This window comes from Acidovorax sp. Q11 (genome assembly GCF_054950075.1).
This window is the reverse complement of sequence record NZ_JBUDZG010000009.1, coordinates 131,383-146,309: the sequence shown is the minus strand read 5'-3', so window position 1 is coordinate 146,309 and position 14,927 is coordinate 131,383. Positions and strand designations below refer to the sequence as shown.

The following is a 14,927-nucleotide window of genomic DNA, read 5'->3' as shown; positions in this document are numbered from 1 at the left end:
GGCGCTGCTCGATTGCGGGCTTTGGTCGTCAAGCTGCTGCCCAAATCCCCATAGCGTTTGCGCCCTGAACACCAACGTTGGCGTTCTTCGCGGTTTCCTCCCCCGAGGCTTGTGCGACACCTGCCCTCAGGTCGGGGGCGCTCATCGCTCGGGGGTATTCCGGGCAGGTATCTCACAACCCTAAACAGATGCAGCCGGTCACCGCAAATGGAAGCGGACGTTCAACGACCAAATTCAGATGTCGGCGTAGGCGGTTGGCTGCAATGCAGAGTTAGGCGCAGATCCCGGAGTACACGATCACAACGACGGAATCCGGCCACCGCGGCCGCCATCGCCTTGAAGCTTTGCCGCGATGGCAACGCCGCTGGGGATTTCAGTGGGCAAAAACGCGGTGTAAGGGAAGGTCACGAAGAGCACGTCCCGTTTTTCGGGAATCGTAAAGCGACCGCGGTACAAAATGTTTTTGGTGCCAGCGGTCGTGGCCACCACTTGGTAGTCGCCGGCCGGGCGCCTGATTGCTTCCGAACCGCTGGCTGGGCTGGACTGCCTAAACGCAATGGACGGCAAGTCGGGAGTCCGCGCGTCGATGGTTTCGGTCAGGCCAATGAGGTAGAGGTCGATATTCTGCGCGTTGAACGAGCCGTTGACGGCACGCACGTAGGACTGGTCGTCGACCAGATTCGGGTTCGTTGGGTCGTCGACTAGCACCAGGGCGTTCTTGCGCGCCGTGCTGCCCGAGCTCGGCAACGGCACTGAATCATCGGACACCGTCAGGATTGTGTACTTGTGGCCGCGCTTGGCATCGAAGTTGATGGTTTGCGAAAACGCGAACTCGGGGTTGGGAGGGTTGCCCGTGTTGACTTGGCCGCTGACACGGTAGTCGGCGCTGCCGGCATCCACAGTGAAGTAATCTGAGAGGAAGATATGGCTGACGTTGGTCGCCTCTGTACGGTTGCCCCCGTTTCGGGCCAGGGTCAGCGCCGGTGCGTAGGGCGACACATTCGCAAAGCGCAACTGAGGATCGGAGGTGCCTATGGCCTGTGCTGTGTCGCTGCTGCCGCCGCACGCGCTTAGCACCGCAATCGGCGCGGCAACCAGCAGAATTTTGCTCGTCAAATTCATAAATGATTCCTTTCAGGCGTGTAAAAGCGTCTGAACCTGATGTATCCCGCAAAACCAGCGGATTAAACTGGACCATGCGGGATATTCTAGACACTGATTCCTCGTGGAAGTGGCTTGCAGCTTGGGCTTGCAGCCTGTGTGCTGCTCAAAAGCACAGGTATAAAACTTCCGCCAAACTCTGCAAGCACCAACTCATCAAACTATAGCGTGCCAGTAAGGCTTGCATCGGACATTCAGACAGCACGTTTGGACTGTCAAGCAGCATGTAGCAGCTGAACGGCAGCTTCGCGGTAGTGTTGCCAAGGTCCGCTCAGGGCTCAAAGCAGAACTCCGCCCCATGTCGATTTCGTTCAAGACCCCACCTCCTCGCCCGGGCACCATCCCGCGCCATGCAACTTGAACCCCTCGACACCCACCTCTGGCACGCCACCCATGCCTTCAAGGCCAACGGCCTTCCCATCTCCACGCGCATGACGGTGGTGCGCCTGCCAGGGCGCAAACTTTTGATCCACTCGCCCATTCCGATGCCGCCCGGCAGCGCGTTGTTGCGCCAGGTGCAAGACCTTGGCAGCGTGGCCTTTATCGTGGCGCCGAACAAGATGCACCACCTGTTTCTGGCTCCCGCTGCCGCAGCCTTCCCGGGCGCGGTGATGTACGGCCCGCAAGGGCTGGCGCAAAAACGGTCGGACCTGGCCGCAACGCTGCGTGAGTTGCCTGCAGGCGACCTCCCCGAGTGGCTGCCGGACCTGGAGCACTTTGCCTTCGAGGGCATTCCGGCGGGCAATGAATCGGCGTGGTTTCACCGGCCGTCAGCCACGCTCGTCGTGACGGACCTGCTGCAGTGGATGGCGGGCGATCTGCCCTGGTCCACACGGGTGTATGCCACGCTGACCGGAGTGCGCAGCAAGCTCGCCGTGCCGCTCACGGTGCGCGCGCTGGTGCGGGACCGGGCTGCGGCGGCCCGCAGTGCTGAGCGTTTGCTGCGCTGGCCCTTTGCGCGGGTGGTGGTGGCCCACAACTGCATCATCGACACCGATGCGCGCGCGCAGGTGGCCCGGGCGCTGGCGGTGTTCTGACCGCAGGCGTCAGGACTGCGACTGCACGGCCTCGCGCGCCATCAGCCAGTAGGGGCGGCCAGAGACGGGCTCCACACACTCGACCACACGCACAAACCCCAGGCGCCGGTAAAACGGCAGGCTGAGCGGGTTGAAGGTTTCCAGGTAGCAGGTGGCACGCACCTGGTCTGCACGCGCCAGCGTTGGCTGCAGCAGCCGCTGCGCCAGCCCCTGGCCCTGCGCAGCGGGGCGCACGCCCAGGATGGAGAGGTACCACGCGCCGTGCAGGTCGGCGGGCACCTGCGCCTCCATGGCGGCGCCGATGTGCTGGTAGTGGCCGAACCCGGCGGGCCCGAGCAGGCTCGACAGCGCCTGGGTACGGCGCTCGCTGTGCAAGGCGCGGTGGCTGGCGGGAGCATCGGGGGTAAGCCACAGGGCCGCACCATCATCACCGGCCAGATGCACTTCGCCAACGGCACGAGCTTCGTCCAGGGCCAGCACAAAGTAGTGGGCCAACACGCGGTGCCGCAGAGCGGGGTCGCCCACATGGTCGATGGTGACTGCCTGGTAGAACGCGTCGTCCTTCAGCGCTTCGGCCAGGGCGCCGCACACAGGCGGAAAAGGTTCAAGGGCGCTGCTGGTGAGCGGCCGCGAGGGAGTGGTGTGTGATTGCATGGGCAGCCAAAGAGCGCTATTGCAGGTTCTGCAGCGCGTAGGTGTACGCGGCGTCGCCCAGAAACTCCACCATGCGCGGGTGGTAGGTGTTGTGAAACGCCTTCATATCGGCGTTGTCGGCATAGAACAGCGCGGTGCCCACATAAGCATCGCGCGATGGCACGTAGAACCGCGAAACGATGGCAAAGTGCTTGTCCATCAGCGCCTGAATCGCCTCGGACTCGGGGGCATTGGCGTCGATCAGCGGCGCCAGCTCTTTGTAGAAGGCGTCGAAGTCGGCATGCACCTTCGGTTTGTCCACATGCGCCCAGTTGTCGGTGGTAGCCAGGGATCGTTCTTGTTCGGCACGCTGTGCGGCGCGGCATTGGTCGAGGTACTCGGGGGTGGTTTGCTGCAGGCTCATGGTGTCGCGTTGGCTCGATGCAAGGGTGGCAGTGCCGCAATGTGCTCCACCTGCGGGTGGAGTTGCCTGCGCACATGAAAGCGCGAACTATAGCGACACAAAGCCACCTTGGTAGTGCAGCGTTCTATCGGCACCACACCCCAGGAATTTGGCGCTTTTTTTGTGGCGGCTTGGCGGGCAGTCTGCGCAATGGAACAGCAGGTCACATCCATCCATCACCGCAGCGAAACGCACGTCAGATGCAGCACGCGCCCTCACACCGAAGGGTTGGCGGCGCCGGGCGGGGCCAGCAGTTGCTCGGACGGCTGCCCGGCAAGGCTTTGCGCGGGGCGGCGCAGGGTGGCATCGAAAGGGTGGATGCGCGGGCCGATGGCGGCCGCTTCGCGCTTGAGCAGCTCCACCACCGTGGGCAGGCGGTCTTCATTGAGGCGAGCGGAAATGGTGCCCACGCTCAGCGCGGCCACGGCGCGGCCCTCTCGGTCGAGCACGGGCACGCCCACGCCAGCCATGCCTTCGAGCAGGCCAGTGTTGCGCGCCGCATAGCCGGTCTGGCGCACACGCTCGATCTCGGTGCGCAGGTAGACCTCGTCGTACACGCCGTATTCGCGCACGCGCGAGAGGTTGAAGCGGATCACTTCTTCACGCTCGGCCTCGGGCAAAAAAGCCAGGATGGACAAGGCCCCCTGCCCCACCCCCAACGCCACGCGGCCGCCGATGTCGCCGGTGAACGAGCGGATGGGGAACGGCCCTTCGCTGCGGTCCAGGCAGATCGCGTCGAACCCGCTGCGCACCAAGAGGAAGATGCTGTCGCCCAGGCTGGCGCTCAGGCGCAGCAGCGCGGGCCGGCAGATGCTGCGCAGGTCACCGGGGTTGCCCGCCTTGGCGGCCAGTGCAAAGAACTCGGTGGACAGGCGGTAGAGCTTGCTGCGCTCATCCTGCTCGACCACGCCCTCTGCGACCAGCGATTGCAGCAGACGGTGCGTGGTGCCTTGCGTCAAGCCAATGGCACGCGCCAATTGAGTGACTCGGCCGCCCTCGGCCTGCACTGCCACCAAGGCGCGGATGAGGGCAAAGACCCGGGGTACGCCGCCCGTGCCTGCGGATGCTGCTTCCATGCGTCACTCCTGCGGAATAGATGGCTTGTATTCTAATCTACACATTCCACTAAACGGAATGAATTGAAGAAAAATTCTGATTAATGGAATACCCGATTCACCCTGGTTCGCATATTGCAATAGAGTGAATCAACATCGCAAGGTGAGTCCAATTTCAGGCACACAGGCGCACCACGGCGGTGCAGCCGGCTCCACGCACTGGAACAGAACCCGCCCGACGTTCCGAGACACCGCAGTGGCCCGCGCTTTTTTGCAGAAGACGGGCGGCTGGCCCGCAAGAACAGATCGATAGACAAACAGGCAGAAAGAAAGGCCCACGCATGTCCTTCCTCCAGCTCACGGATGTGACCAAGTTCTATGGCAGCACCTGCGCGGTGCAGTCCATGAACCTCTCGGTGGAAAAAGGCGAGTTCGTCTCGCTGCTGGGCCCTTCGGGCTGCGGCAAGACCACCATCTTGCAGATGGTGGCGGGCTTCGAGGCGGTGAGCAGTGGCCGTATCGAGCTGGCCGGGCGCGACATCACCCACGCCAAGGCCAACACGCGCGGACTGGGCATCGTGTTCCAGAGCTATGCACTCTTCCCGCACATGACTGTGGCCGACAACGTGAGCTTTGGCCTGGAGATGCGCAAGGTGCCCAAGGCCGAGCGCAAGGAGCGCGTGGCCCAGGCCCTGGGCCTGGTGCACCTGGAAAAACACGCAGGCCGCTACCCGCGTGAGCTGTCGGGCGGGCAGCGCCAGCGCGTGGCCCTCGCCCGTGCGCTGGTGATCGAGCCGCCCGTGCTGCTGCTGGACGAGCCCCTGTCCAACCTCGACGCCAAGCTGCGCGAGGAGATGCAGTTCGAGCTGCGCCAGATCCAGCGCAAGGTGGGCACCACCACGGTGATGGTCACGCACGACCAGAGCGAGGCCATGTCCATCAGCGACCGCGTGGTGGTGATGGAGGCGGGCCGCGCCACGCAGATCGACCACCCGCACCGGGTGTACGAACACCCGCGCACGCGCTTCATTTCCACCTTTGTGGGCAAAGCCAACCTGGTGCCGGGCCAGGTGACCACAGCCAATGCCACACACACCCATGTGGGCGCCGGGCCCATCGAAGTGCGCGTGGAAGGCGCGCAGTTCCGCCCCGGTGCGGCCGTGCTGCTGAGCGTGCGCCCCGAAAAACTGCAACTGGTGCCCGCAGTGCAGGGCCGTATCGACGGCGAAGTGCGCGAGCGTTTCTTTCTGGGCAGCCAGTGGCTGTACCGCGTGGGCACGGCCATGGGCGACCTGATGGTGCTGGCGCCCAACGACGGCCGCAGCGCGCTTGACGAAGGCGAGCGCACGGGCCTGGACTGGCCCGACCACTCCATGCGCCTGCTTCCCGCCGATGAAGCCGCCATGTCCGACACCGAGGCCACGCCATGACAAGCGCTACTACAACGACGGCGACAACAACGCCCCACCCGTTGCTGGGCAAAAAGGCCCTGCCCTGGTGGCTGTCCGGCCCGGCGCTGCTGCTGTTCACCGTGCTGCTGCTGGTGCCGCTGGGCCTCACGGCCGTGCTTTCGTTCAACGCCTTTGACCCGGCCACGGGCGCGAAGGCGGGCAAGTTCACGCTGGAGCACTACGGCCATGTGTTTGCCGACTCGTACTACCACGCGATCTTCTGGCGCACGTTCTGGATCGCCGGGCTGGTCACGCTGATCTGCGTGGCCATCGGCGCGCCCGAGGCCTATGTGCTCAGCCGCATGCGCAACCCGTGGCGCTCCATTTTGCTGCTGGTGGTGCTGGCACCGCTGCTGGTGTCAGTGGTGGTGCGCGCCTTTGGCTGGAGCATGCTGCTGGGCCCTGAAGGGTTGGTGAACGCAGCCTTTGGCCTGGTGGGCATCGGCCCGGTGAAGATGCTCTACACCGAGATTGCAGTGGTGATTGCACTGGTGCATGTGATGCTGCCCTTCATGGTGATCCCCGTGTGGACCTCGCTGCAGAAGCTGGACCCGGGCGTGGAAAACGCCGCCTTGTCGCTGCAGGCCACGCCCTTCACCACGCTGCGGCGCATCGTGCTGCCGCAGGTGCTGCCGGGCATTTTGTCGGGCAGCCTGATCGTGTTTGGCCTCGCGGCCAGCTCGTTTGCCATCCCCGGCCTGCTGGGCGGGCGGCGGCTGAAGATGGTGGCCACGGTGGTGTACGACGAATACCTGCACGAGCTGAACTGGCCGCTGGGCGCGGCGATTGCGCTGACCTTGCTGGTGGCCAACCTGGTGGTGATGCTGAGCTACAACCGCTTGGTTGAAGGCCGCTACAAAAAATCTCTCGGGTGAGCACGATGCAAAAAAACGGCCCCATTGCCCTCGCGTTCAACGCGCTCGTCATCGCCTTCATGCTCGCCCCCTTGCTGGTGGTGTGCATCGTCGCCTTCACGCCGCACAACACGCTGACGCTGCCCACCACCGAGTTCTCGCTGCGCTGGTTCAAGGCGGTGTTCGAGCATTCGGACTTTGTGCAGTCGTTCTGGAACAGCCTGTGGCTAGCCCTGGCATCGGCCACCCTGGCCACGGTGCTGGCCGTGCCAGCGGGCATCGCCATCACGCGCTACGACTTTCCGGGGCGCGGCTTCCTCAACGGCTTGTTTTTGTCGCCACTCATCATTCCGCACCTGGTGCTGGGTGTGGCCCTGCTTCGCCTGTTTGCGCTGATTGGCGGCACGGGCAGCTTTGGCTGGCTGGTGTTTGCGCATGCGCTCATCGTCACGCCCTACACGCTGCGGCTGGTGGTGGCTGCGCTGGTGGGCTTTGACCGCAGTGCCGAGCACGCGGCCCTGTCGCTGGGTGCGAGCCAGGCCACGGTGTTCACGCGCATCACGCTGCCGATGATCTTGCCGGGTGTGACGGGTGGGTGGATGCTGGCCTTCATCAACAGTTTTGACGAAGTGACCATGTCGATCTTTGTCACCTCGCCCAGCACGGTGACGCTGCCGGTGCGCATGTACATGTACGCCACCGAATCCATCGACCCGCTGATGGCTGCCGTGTCAGCGCTGATGGTGGCAGTCACGGCCTTTGCCATGGTGCTGCTGGACCGCGTCTACGGGCTCGACCGTGTTCTGGTGGGACGGAAATGATGCCCCTTGAAACCATGAATCCCAGCCCAGCCTTGCTGCACCGCGTGGCCGAAAAGAACCGCACGCCCGTGCATTTCACCATCGACGGCCAGCCTGCCCTTGCGCTGGAAGGCGACACGGTGCTGACCGCCATCCTCACCCAGCGCGCGCAACTGCGCCGCAATGAATTCAGCCACGAGCCCCGCGCAGGCTTCTGTTTGATGGGCGCTTGCCAGGACTGCTGGGTGATGGCGGCAAGCGGTGAACGGCTGCGCGCCTGCACCACCTTCGTGACGGAGGGCATGGACCTCACGACCGGAGGACCGGCATGACGGCCCCCGCCTTGCAACCCGTAATCGTAGGCGCAGGCGCTGCCGGCATCCGCGCCGCGCAGACGCTGGCCGCCCACAGCGTGCGTCCCGTGCTGATCGACGAGGCTGCGCGCGGCGGCGGTCAGATCTACCGCCGCCCGCCCGCACATTTCCAGCGCGCTCCGGCCACGCTGTATGGCACCGAGGCCGCGCGCGCCACGGCGGCGCATGCAGCGCTCGACACGCTGCAGGACCAGATCGACTACCAGCCCGACAGCCTGGTTTGGAACGCGCAGGGCGGCCTTCTGGATGTGCTGCACGGCCCCACGCAGACCACACACACCGTGCCCTATGGCCAGCTGATTGTGGCCAGCGGTGCCACCGACCGCGTGCTGCCCATCCCTGGCTGGACGCTGCCGGGCGTGTACACGCTGGGGGGCGCGCAGGTGGCGCTCAAGTTCCAGGCCTGCGCGATTGGCAGCCGTGTGGTGCTGATGGGCACGGGCCCGCTGCTGTATCTGGTGGCCTACCAATATGCCAAAGCCGGGGCCAGCGTGGCTGCGGTGCTCGACACCGCCCGGCTCGCCGACCAGCTGGCCGCCGTGCCCGCCATGCTCACGCAACCTGCGGTGTTTGCCAAGGGCGTCTACTACGTGGCCTGGCTGCGCGCGCATGGCGTGCCCATGCACAGCGGGGTGCGCCCCGTGCGCGTGCTGGGCGACCACCGCGTTGCAGGCGTGGTGTGGACCGATGGCGCCGGGCGCGAGCACACGCTGGCCTGCAACGCCGTGGGCTTTGGCTACGCACTGCGCTCCGAGACTCAGCTGGCCGACCTGCTGGGCTGCCGCTTTGCCTGGGCCCCCCTGCACCGTGCCCACCTGCCCGAGCGGGATGCCGAGGGCCGCAGCAGCGTGCAGGGCGTGTACCTGGCGGGCGATGGCGCGGGCATCATGGGTGCCGATGCGGCCGAATGGGCGGGCGAGCTGGCGGCGCTGGCGCTGCTGCAGGACCACGGCGTGGCCGTAGACACCGCGCGCATGCACACACTGCGGGGCCAGCTCCACCACCTGATGCGGTTTCGCCAAGGGGTGGAGCGGGCCTTCCCCTTCCCCACCGACTGGGCGGCACACGCGCCCGATGCGCTGGTGGTGTGCAGCTGCGAGAACATCACGGCGGGCGAGTTGCGCGCCTGTGTGCGCGACACCGGCGCCGACGAGATGAACCGTCTGAAGGCCCTCACCCGCGTGGGCATGGGCCGCTGCCAGGGCCGTACCTGTGGCGTGGCCGCCGCCGAGATCCTGGCCCAGGCCACTGGCAAGCCTGTGGAGCTGGTAGGCCGTCTGCGCGGGCAGGCGCCCATCAAGCCGATACCAATTCACCTGCAGACGCGGCCCTCAGCCGATGCGGGAGCCCCCGCATGAGCAGCACCACCCGCACCATCCAAACCGACGTCGCAATCGTGGGCGGCGGCATCGTGGGCGCATCGGCCGCGCTGGCGCTGCGCCGCAAGGGCGTGGACGTGGTGCTGCTGGAGCGCGACCTGTGTGGCTCGCGTTCCAGCGGCGTGAACTACGGCGGCGTGCGCCGCCAGGGCCGCCCATTGAGCCAGCTGCCGCTGGCGCAGCGTGCCCACCAGATCTGGGCGCGGCTGCCCGAGCTGATTGGTACCGATGGCGAGTACCAGCGCACCGGGCACTTCAAGATCGCGCGCAGCGAGGCGGACATGGCCTCGCTGGAGCACTACGCCGACCTGAGCCGCGACTTTGATCTGGGGATCACTTTGATCTCTGGCGAGCGCCTGCGTGCGCAGTGCCCGTGGCTGGGTGGCAAGGCCATGGGCGGGTCGCTGTGCGCGGACGATGGGCAAGCCAACCCGCGCCTGGTGTCGCCCGCCTTCGCGCTGGCCGCCCAACGCGCGGGCGCACAAATCTTTGAGCGCTCGCCCCTCACGCACATCGAACACAGTGGCCAGCAGTTCACGCTGCAATCGGGCGCCGCGCTGCAGGTGCAGGCGCCCGTGGTGCTCAACTGCGCGGGCGCCTGGGCCGGTGCCCTGGCGGCGCAATTTGGCGAGGCCGTGCCGCTGCGCTCGGGCCACCCGGCCATGATGGTCACCGAGCCCCTGCCCTACTTCATGCAATGGAGCCTGGGCGTGGAAGGTGGTGGCATCTACTGCCGCCAGGTGGCGCGCGGCAACCTGGTGCTGGGCGGCGGATCGGGCTTCTGGCTGGACGCGGACCGCGCGCGCTCGGAGCGCGGCGCGATTGCATCGCTCACGCAGCAGGCCATCGAGCTGCTGCCCGCACTGAAGCACGCGCACTTCATCCGCACCTGGAGCGGCACAGAGGGCTACCTGCCCGACCGCCAGCCCGTGCTGTGCCAAAGCCGCACCACACCCGGCCTGATCCACGGCTTTGGTTTTGCGGGCGCGGGTTTCCAGATCGGCCCCGCTGTGGGCGAGGTGCTGGCCGAACTGGCGCGTGACGGGCACACCAGCACGCCCATCGACGCGTTTTCTCTCGCACGTTTCGACGAACCATCCGTGCCCGCCGCTCACAACACCCCGACAACCCCAGTGCAGGCCCACCGAGCCAACTGATCTTGCATTTCCCCCTGACCCACCTGAAAGGCAATCACCATGAACTTCGCTTTCTGCTCGAACGTTGTTTCCCTGCGCCGTGGCCTGCTGGCCGCAGCGGCTGCTGCCACCGCCCTGGCCGCCAGCGGCGGTGCCGTGGCACAAACCAAGACGCTGTACATCGGCATGAACGGCGGCACCATGGAGAAGGCGTACACGCAGTACGTGTTCCCGGCGTTTGAAAAGCTGCACGGCGCGCGCGTGGTGGTGGTGCCGGGCACCTCGTCGGACATCCTGGCCAAGGCCCAGGCCAACAAGGACAAGCCGCAGATGCATGTGATGTTCCTGGACGACGGCATCATGGTGCGCGCCATGGGCATGGGCTTGTGCGAAAAGCAAAAGCCCAACCCGCACCTGAACGACATCTACCCCGCTGCCCGCTTCAAGGACGACCTGGCCAGCGGTGTGAGCCTGGGCATGACGGGCATTGCCTACAACACCAAGATGTTTGCCGAGAAAGGCTGGGCTGCACCCACCTCATGGATGGACTTTGCCGACCCCAAGTACAAGGGCAAGGTGGTGTTCCAGTCCATGCCGTCGTCGTCGTTCGGGCTGCACGGCTTCCTGATGTTCAACCGCATCCAGGGCGGCAACGACAAGAACGTGGAGCCGGGCTTCAACAACTGGGCCAAGACCATCGGCCCCAACGTGCTGGAGTACATCCCCAGCTCGGCCAAGATCTCCGAGATGGTGCAGACGGGCGAAGCCGCACTGTTCCCCCTTACGCCCACGGCCGTGGCCGCACTCAAATCCAAGGGCATCCCGGTGGAATACGCACAGCCCAAGGAGGGCTCGGTGGTGCTGATGACCGGCCAGTGCGTGATCGCCAAGAACAGCGAACCCGAGCTGGCACAAAAACTTGCCGAGTTTTTGCTGAGCCCGCTGGCCCAGGCCAATGTGCTGCAGTTTGGCGCGCAGATCCCCACCAACCCCAAGGCACCGGCCGTGGGTGAAGGCGCCGAGCAGGTGGCCAAGATCAGCCAGTGGATGAAGAACGCCGTGACGCTGGACTGGGACAGCGTGAACGCGAACCGCCCCGCCTGGAACACGCGCTGGAACAAGACCATCGAGCGCTGAGATGGGTGTGAGCAGGCAACGTCTGCTCACACCGGTGGGCCGTTTGTGAAAAATGTCACCGGCCGCGCCACGCGCTGCGGCCTGGGGGTGCGCCAAACCGCTGCTTCGAATTCAGAATCCGCCGCCTGAACACGGCAATTGGGTCGTTGAATCGAAGAAGAGGGATACCACCATGAAACGCTGGATCAAATGGACTGCAGGCGGCGCGATGCTGCTGGGCGTGATCGTGGCCGCCACTGCAGCCAGCGGCCTTTACTTGGCCGAGCAGCGGCGCAACCGCTACATCGACATCAAGCCCCGCCCCGTGGCCTACACCACCGATGCGCAGACCATCGAACGTGGCCGCTACCTGTATGCATCGCGCGGCTGCACCGACTGCCATGGTGCCCAGGGCACGGGTCGCGAGTTTGTGAACGACGGCAAGGGCACACGCATCGCGGGGCCCAACATCACCTCAGCAGGCGTGGTGGGCCGCTACCAGCCCGAAGACTGGAACAGCGTGATCCGCCACGGCGTCAAGCCCAACGGCCGCCCCGTGATGGTGATGCCCAGCGAAGACTACAACCGCCTCACCAATGAAGACCTGAACGCACTCGTGTCGTATGTGCGCCAGCTTCCGCCCCAGGAGAGCACGCAGCAGGCGGTGGTGGATCTGCCCCGCCCCCGCCTGGGTGCTGTACGGCCTGGGCGTGATCCCTGACGCGGCTGCGCGCATCGACCACCAGCTGGCGCCCTCACGCCCCGTGCCGGCGGGCGTGACGCTGGCCAACGGCCAGTACGTGGCCAACATGTGCATTGGCTGCCATGGTGCAGACCTGTCGGGCGGCAAGATCCCCGGCGGCCCGCCCGACTGGCCTGCGGCCTCCGACATCCGTCCCGGCTCCCACAGCGCCGACAGCGCCATGGCGCGCTACCCCAACGCCAACAGCTTTGTGGCCATGCTGCGCACCGGCAAGCGGCCCGATGGCACGCCCATCCAGGTGATGCCCTTCGAGTCGCTGGGCCAGCTCAGCGATGTGGATGCACAGGCGCTTTACCTGTACCTGAATGCCCCGGTCGGCAGCGTGAAGCAGGAGGTGGGTGGTGCCAACCCCCTGCCCTCGGCCCAGGGCACCAAGAGCAGCGCCAACACCGTGCCCTCGGGCGCAGGTGGACTCAAGCTGCCGGGTTGAACCCCGAGCGGGCACCCCCGAACGAGACAGCTGCCCGCTGACCCACCGCCCGGTGGACCACCCACCGTGGCGGTGGGTCAGCTCCCGCGGTGGTGGGCGTGGGCGCCTTGTGTTGGCGCCTGGCTGTATGCCCCCATGGGCCCGCCCGGGGTGTTGCCGGGGGTGGCCGGTGGGGTGCGGCGCACGCGGGGCACCACGCTGAGCTGCACGGTGTCGAGCACCGGGCCAGGCACCACGTTCAGTGCCTTGCGCGGTAGGTCCACCAGCTGTTCGGCGTGCCACACGCGTACCTGGGCGGCGCCGTCGGGCACGGAGGGGAAGCGCGCAATCCCGTCGTTGTCAGTCTTGAGCGACCAGGCCGAGTCCGTCACGAACACATGGCCGCGCATGGAGCCATGCAGGTGGCAGCCCAGCAGCACCACACCAGGGGTGTCGAGCTTCACGTCGGCAAAGTTGGCGGGCTTGCCGTCTGTCTTGCCCGCTAGGCGCAACTCGAAATTGGTGCTGGTCGCTGCACCGGGCGCGGCAGCCGGTGCCACGCCGGTGGGGTTGCCGCGCACATGGTGGTCCCAGCGGTCCTGGTTGGTGAAGCGCACCGTGGTGCCTGCAGACACCACCGTCACCGCAGGCACAAAGCGCATTTTTTCCTGCTCGATGGTGGGGCTGGCCTGCAGCAGGCTGGGCGGCGCGCCCGCTGCGTTGCCGGGGTAAATCACCACCACGGCGTCGGGCACGGGCTTGCCCTCGCGGTCCAGCACCTGGATCTGGACATTTCCGGCGCTAGCGCCTGTCCACAAAGCGCTGATAGCTATCAAAACAAGAGTTTTCTTCATGGTGGTTCAACGGGTGGTGATCACGTCTCGGTGCATGGGCGCCAGCAGGGCTAGCAAGCGGTTTTGCTGGGTGAAGGGTATGCCCTGGGCATCCATGGCGCTTTGCAGCACCTCGACCAGGGCGTTGAAGTGACCCTTGTTGATGTCCATGTCGGCATGGGCCGATTTCATGTCAGCGCCTTCATATTTGCAAGGGCCACCACTGAGCTGGCAGATCTGGTCGGTCAGACTCTCCTTGAGGACGGCGGGTTTGACGTCCTTGAAGTGGCCGCCAATGCGTGGGTCTTTGAACACACGGTTCACAAAGTCGTCCATCAGCCGGGTGATGCCGCGCTTCTCGCCCAGCGCCTGGTACAGGCCTGCAGGGGCCGTGGCCATGGCGGCGGTGCCCTGGGCAAACGCTGGCGGGGCCAGCACGGCCCCCAGAGCGATGGCAAGGGCGATGAGGGTTCGGTGGTGCGTCATGACAATCTCCTCACTCAGAAAGCGACTTGGGCCGACAGGTAGTAACCCGTCTGGCGGCGGTTGTTGGTGATGCCGGGCACGATGCGGCCCAGGTCCACATAGGCCAGCGTGAGCGACACGTTCTTGCTGGGCGCCCAGGCCACAAAGATGTCCTTCCAGTCGTCCTCGCGCAGCGCGGCGCCCAGGCCTGCGGCAGCGCCCAGCGCCTGCAGGTTGTTGGGCTTGAAGCGGTACTCGGCGCCCACGGCCAGGTGCTTGTTGATGAGGTACGCCACCGAGAACTCGGGCTGCAGGCTGCGGCTGTTCTTGCCGGGTGCGGCCGAGCCAAAGCCCAGCAGGCCATTCTGGTTGGCGTTGGTGTAGCGCAGCGTGCCGTTGACGAGCACGCTCTGCGCCAGCAGCAGCTTGGTCGCACTCACGTACACATCGGTACCGCTGGTTTTGGTGCCCAGAAAGTCCAGCACCGACCCGATGGAGCCCGGGTGCACCCGCTTGTGCTCCAGCCCTACCGCTATCTGCGGCATCCAGCTGTCGCTGTCGAGCACGGCGTCGCCCGCCACCCTCAGCTTGACGCCCAGCACATCCATCTTGATGTGCTGGCCCGGGGTGACACCAAAGGGTGCAATGCCGTTGAGCGCGATAGCGGGCGAGGCATCAAAGTCCTGCCGCGCCAGCGACAGCTCCAGGCGGTCGTGCAGGCCCAGGGCCACGCCATAGCCGGTCAGGCCATAGTCCTGCGTGGCGGCGCGGGTGGCGTAGGCGCTCACGCCCATCTCGCCTTCGGTGGCGTTGCTGCCGATCACGGCCCATGGGGTGAGCCCGCCACCGGCTGACCCGGCGATGGTGCTGACGCCGCCGGTAAGCAGTAGCTTGCCGGTATCGGCCTGGGCCAGGCCGCTGACCAGGGTCAGCGCGGCTGCGGCCAGAAGGGGGAATGGGGGCCTGTGGGTCATCGTGGTCTCCGGTGAAGAACGGGG

The 14,927-nt window shown here is 65.9% G+C and carries 15 protein-coding genes and 1 pseudogene; 9 read left to right on the top strand and 7 right to left on the bottom strand.

Features of this window, described 5'->3' with window-relative positions:
• Window positions 1-297: 297 nt before the first annotated feature.
• Complete coding sequence (locus ACYZGB_RS10335; protein ID WP_462388135.1) at window positions 298-1,122, bottom strand: DUF4397 domain-containing protein; 825 nt, start codon at window positions 1,120-1,122, stop codon at window positions 298-300.
• Between the two features lie 389 nt (window positions 1,123-1,511).
• Here ACYZGB_RS10335 and ACYZGB_RS10330 point away from each other — a divergent pair, with 389 nt between their 5' ends.
• Entirely contained in the window at window positions 1,512-2,198 is a 687-nt protein-coding gene (locus ACYZGB_RS10330; protein WP_462388134.1) for a DUF4336 domain-containing protein, read from the top strand.
• A 9-nt stretch (window positions 2,199-2,207) separates the two neighbouring features.
• Here ACYZGB_RS10330 and ACYZGB_RS10325 read toward each other — a convergent pair whose 3' ends face one another.
• The 3 genes from ACYZGB_RS10325 to ACYZGB_RS10315 all read right to left on the bottom strand — a co-directional run bounded on the left by ACYZGB_RS10325 (window position 2,208) and on the right by ACYZGB_RS10315 (window position 4,370).
• Window positions 2,208-2,852, bottom strand: a complete 645-nt coding sequence (locus ACYZGB_RS10325) for a GNAT family N-acetyltransferase (protein WP_462388133.1) — start codon at window positions 2,850-2,852, stop codon at window positions 2,208-2,210.
• Window positions 2,853-2,868: 16 nt separating this feature from the next.
• Window positions 2,869-3,255 carry a TipAS antibiotic-recognition domain-containing protein gene (locus ACYZGB_RS10320; RefSeq protein WP_462388132.1) on the bottom strand — a complete coding sequence of 129 codons (387 nt, stop codon included), beginning with the start codon at window positions 3,253-3,255 and terminating at the stop codon, window positions 2,869-2,871.
• 254 nt (window positions 3,256-3,509) lie between these two features.
• The gene (locus ACYZGB_RS10315; RefSeq protein ID WP_462388131.1) at window positions 3,510-4,370 is read right to left on the bottom strand and encodes an IclR family transcriptional regulator; all 861 of its coding nucleotides are present in this window, start codon (window positions 4,368-4,370) and stop codon (window positions 3,510-3,512) included.
• Window positions 4,371-4,690: 320 nt separating this feature from the next.
• Between ACYZGB_RS10315 and ACYZGB_RS10310 the strand changes: the two genes are divergently transcribed.
• The 8 genes and pseudogenes from ACYZGB_RS10310 to ACYZGB_RS10275 all read left to right on the top strand — a co-directional run bounded on the left by ACYZGB_RS10310 (window position 4,691) and on the right by ACYZGB_RS10275 (window position 12,652).
• Complete coding sequence (locus ACYZGB_RS10310) at window positions 4,691-5,779, top strand: ABC transporter ATP-binding protein (protein WP_462388130.1); 1,089 nt, start codon at window positions 4,691-4,693, stop codon at window positions 5,777-5,779.
• Window positions 5,776-6,675 carry an ABC transporter permease gene (locus ACYZGB_RS10305; RefSeq protein ID WP_462388129.1) on the top strand — a complete coding sequence of 300 codons (900 nt, stop codon included), beginning with the start codon at window positions 5,776-5,778 and terminating at the stop codon, window positions 6,673-6,675. The genes ACYZGB_RS10310 and ACYZGB_RS10305 overlap by 4 nt, the downstream gene beginning before the upstream one ends.
• A 5-nt stretch (window positions 6,676-6,680) precedes the next feature.
• Complete coding sequence (locus ACYZGB_RS10300; protein ID WP_094285455.1) at window positions 6,681-7,475, top strand: ABC transporter permease; 795 nt, start codon at window positions 6,681-6,683, stop codon at window positions 7,473-7,475.
• A 14-nt stretch (window positions 7,476-7,489) separates the two neighbouring features.
• Window positions 7,490-7,786, top strand: a complete 297-nt coding sequence (locus ACYZGB_RS10295; RefSeq protein ID WP_462388128.1) for a (2Fe-2S)-binding protein — start codon at window positions 7,490-7,492, stop codon at window positions 7,784-7,786.
• Window positions 7,783-9,186: an FAD/NAD(P)-dependent oxidoreductase gene (locus ACYZGB_RS10290; protein ID WP_462388127.1), complete on the top strand. Its 1,404-nt coding sequence runs from the start codon at window positions 7,783-7,785 to the stop codon at window positions 9,184-9,186. The genes ACYZGB_RS10295 and ACYZGB_RS10290 overlap by 4 nt, the downstream gene beginning before the upstream one ends.
• A complete protein-coding gene (locus ACYZGB_RS10285) occupies window positions 9,183-10,364 on the top strand; it encodes an NAD(P)/FAD-dependent oxidoreductase (RefSeq protein WP_462388126.1) in 1,182 nt (393 codons plus the stop codon). Before ACYZGB_RS10290 ends, ACYZGB_RS10285 begins: the two co-directional genes overlap by 4 nt.
• Window positions 10,365-10,403: 39 nt before the next feature.
• The gene (locus tag ACYZGB_RS10280) at window positions 10,404-11,480 is read left to right on the top strand and encodes an ABC transporter substrate-binding protein (RefSeq protein ID WP_462388125.1); all 1,077 of its coding nucleotides are present in this window, start codon (window positions 10,404-10,406) and stop codon (window positions 11,478-11,480) included.
• Window positions 11,481-11,652: 172 nt separating this feature from the next.
• Window positions 11,653-12,652 (top strand): annotated as a pseudogene (locus tag ACYZGB_RS10275) (c-type cytochrome).
• A 77-nt stretch (window positions 12,653-12,729) separates the two neighbouring features.
• Here ACYZGB_RS10275 and ACYZGB_RS10270 read toward each other — a convergent pair.
• The 3 genes from ACYZGB_RS10270 to ACYZGB_RS10260 are packed head-to-tail and all read right to left on the bottom strand — an operon-like array spanning window position 12,730 to window position 14,903.
• Window positions 12,730-13,485: a cupredoxin domain-containing protein gene (locus ACYZGB_RS10270; protein ID WP_462388124.1), complete on the bottom strand. Its 756-nt coding sequence runs from the start codon at window positions 13,483-13,485 to the stop codon at window positions 12,730-12,732.
• A gap of 6 nt (window positions 13,486-13,491) precedes the next feature.
• Entirely contained in the window at window positions 13,492-13,950 is a 459-nt protein-coding gene (locus ACYZGB_RS10265) for a group I truncated hemoglobin (RefSeq protein WP_462388123.1), read from the bottom strand.
• A 14-nt stretch (window positions 13,951-13,964) separates the two neighbouring features.
• Window positions 13,965-14,903: a DUF3034 family protein gene (locus ACYZGB_RS10260; RefSeq protein ID WP_462388122.1), complete on the bottom strand. Its 939-nt coding sequence runs from the start codon at window positions 14,901-14,903 to the stop codon at window positions 13,965-13,967.
• Window positions 14,904-14,927 lie beyond the last annotated feature (24 nt).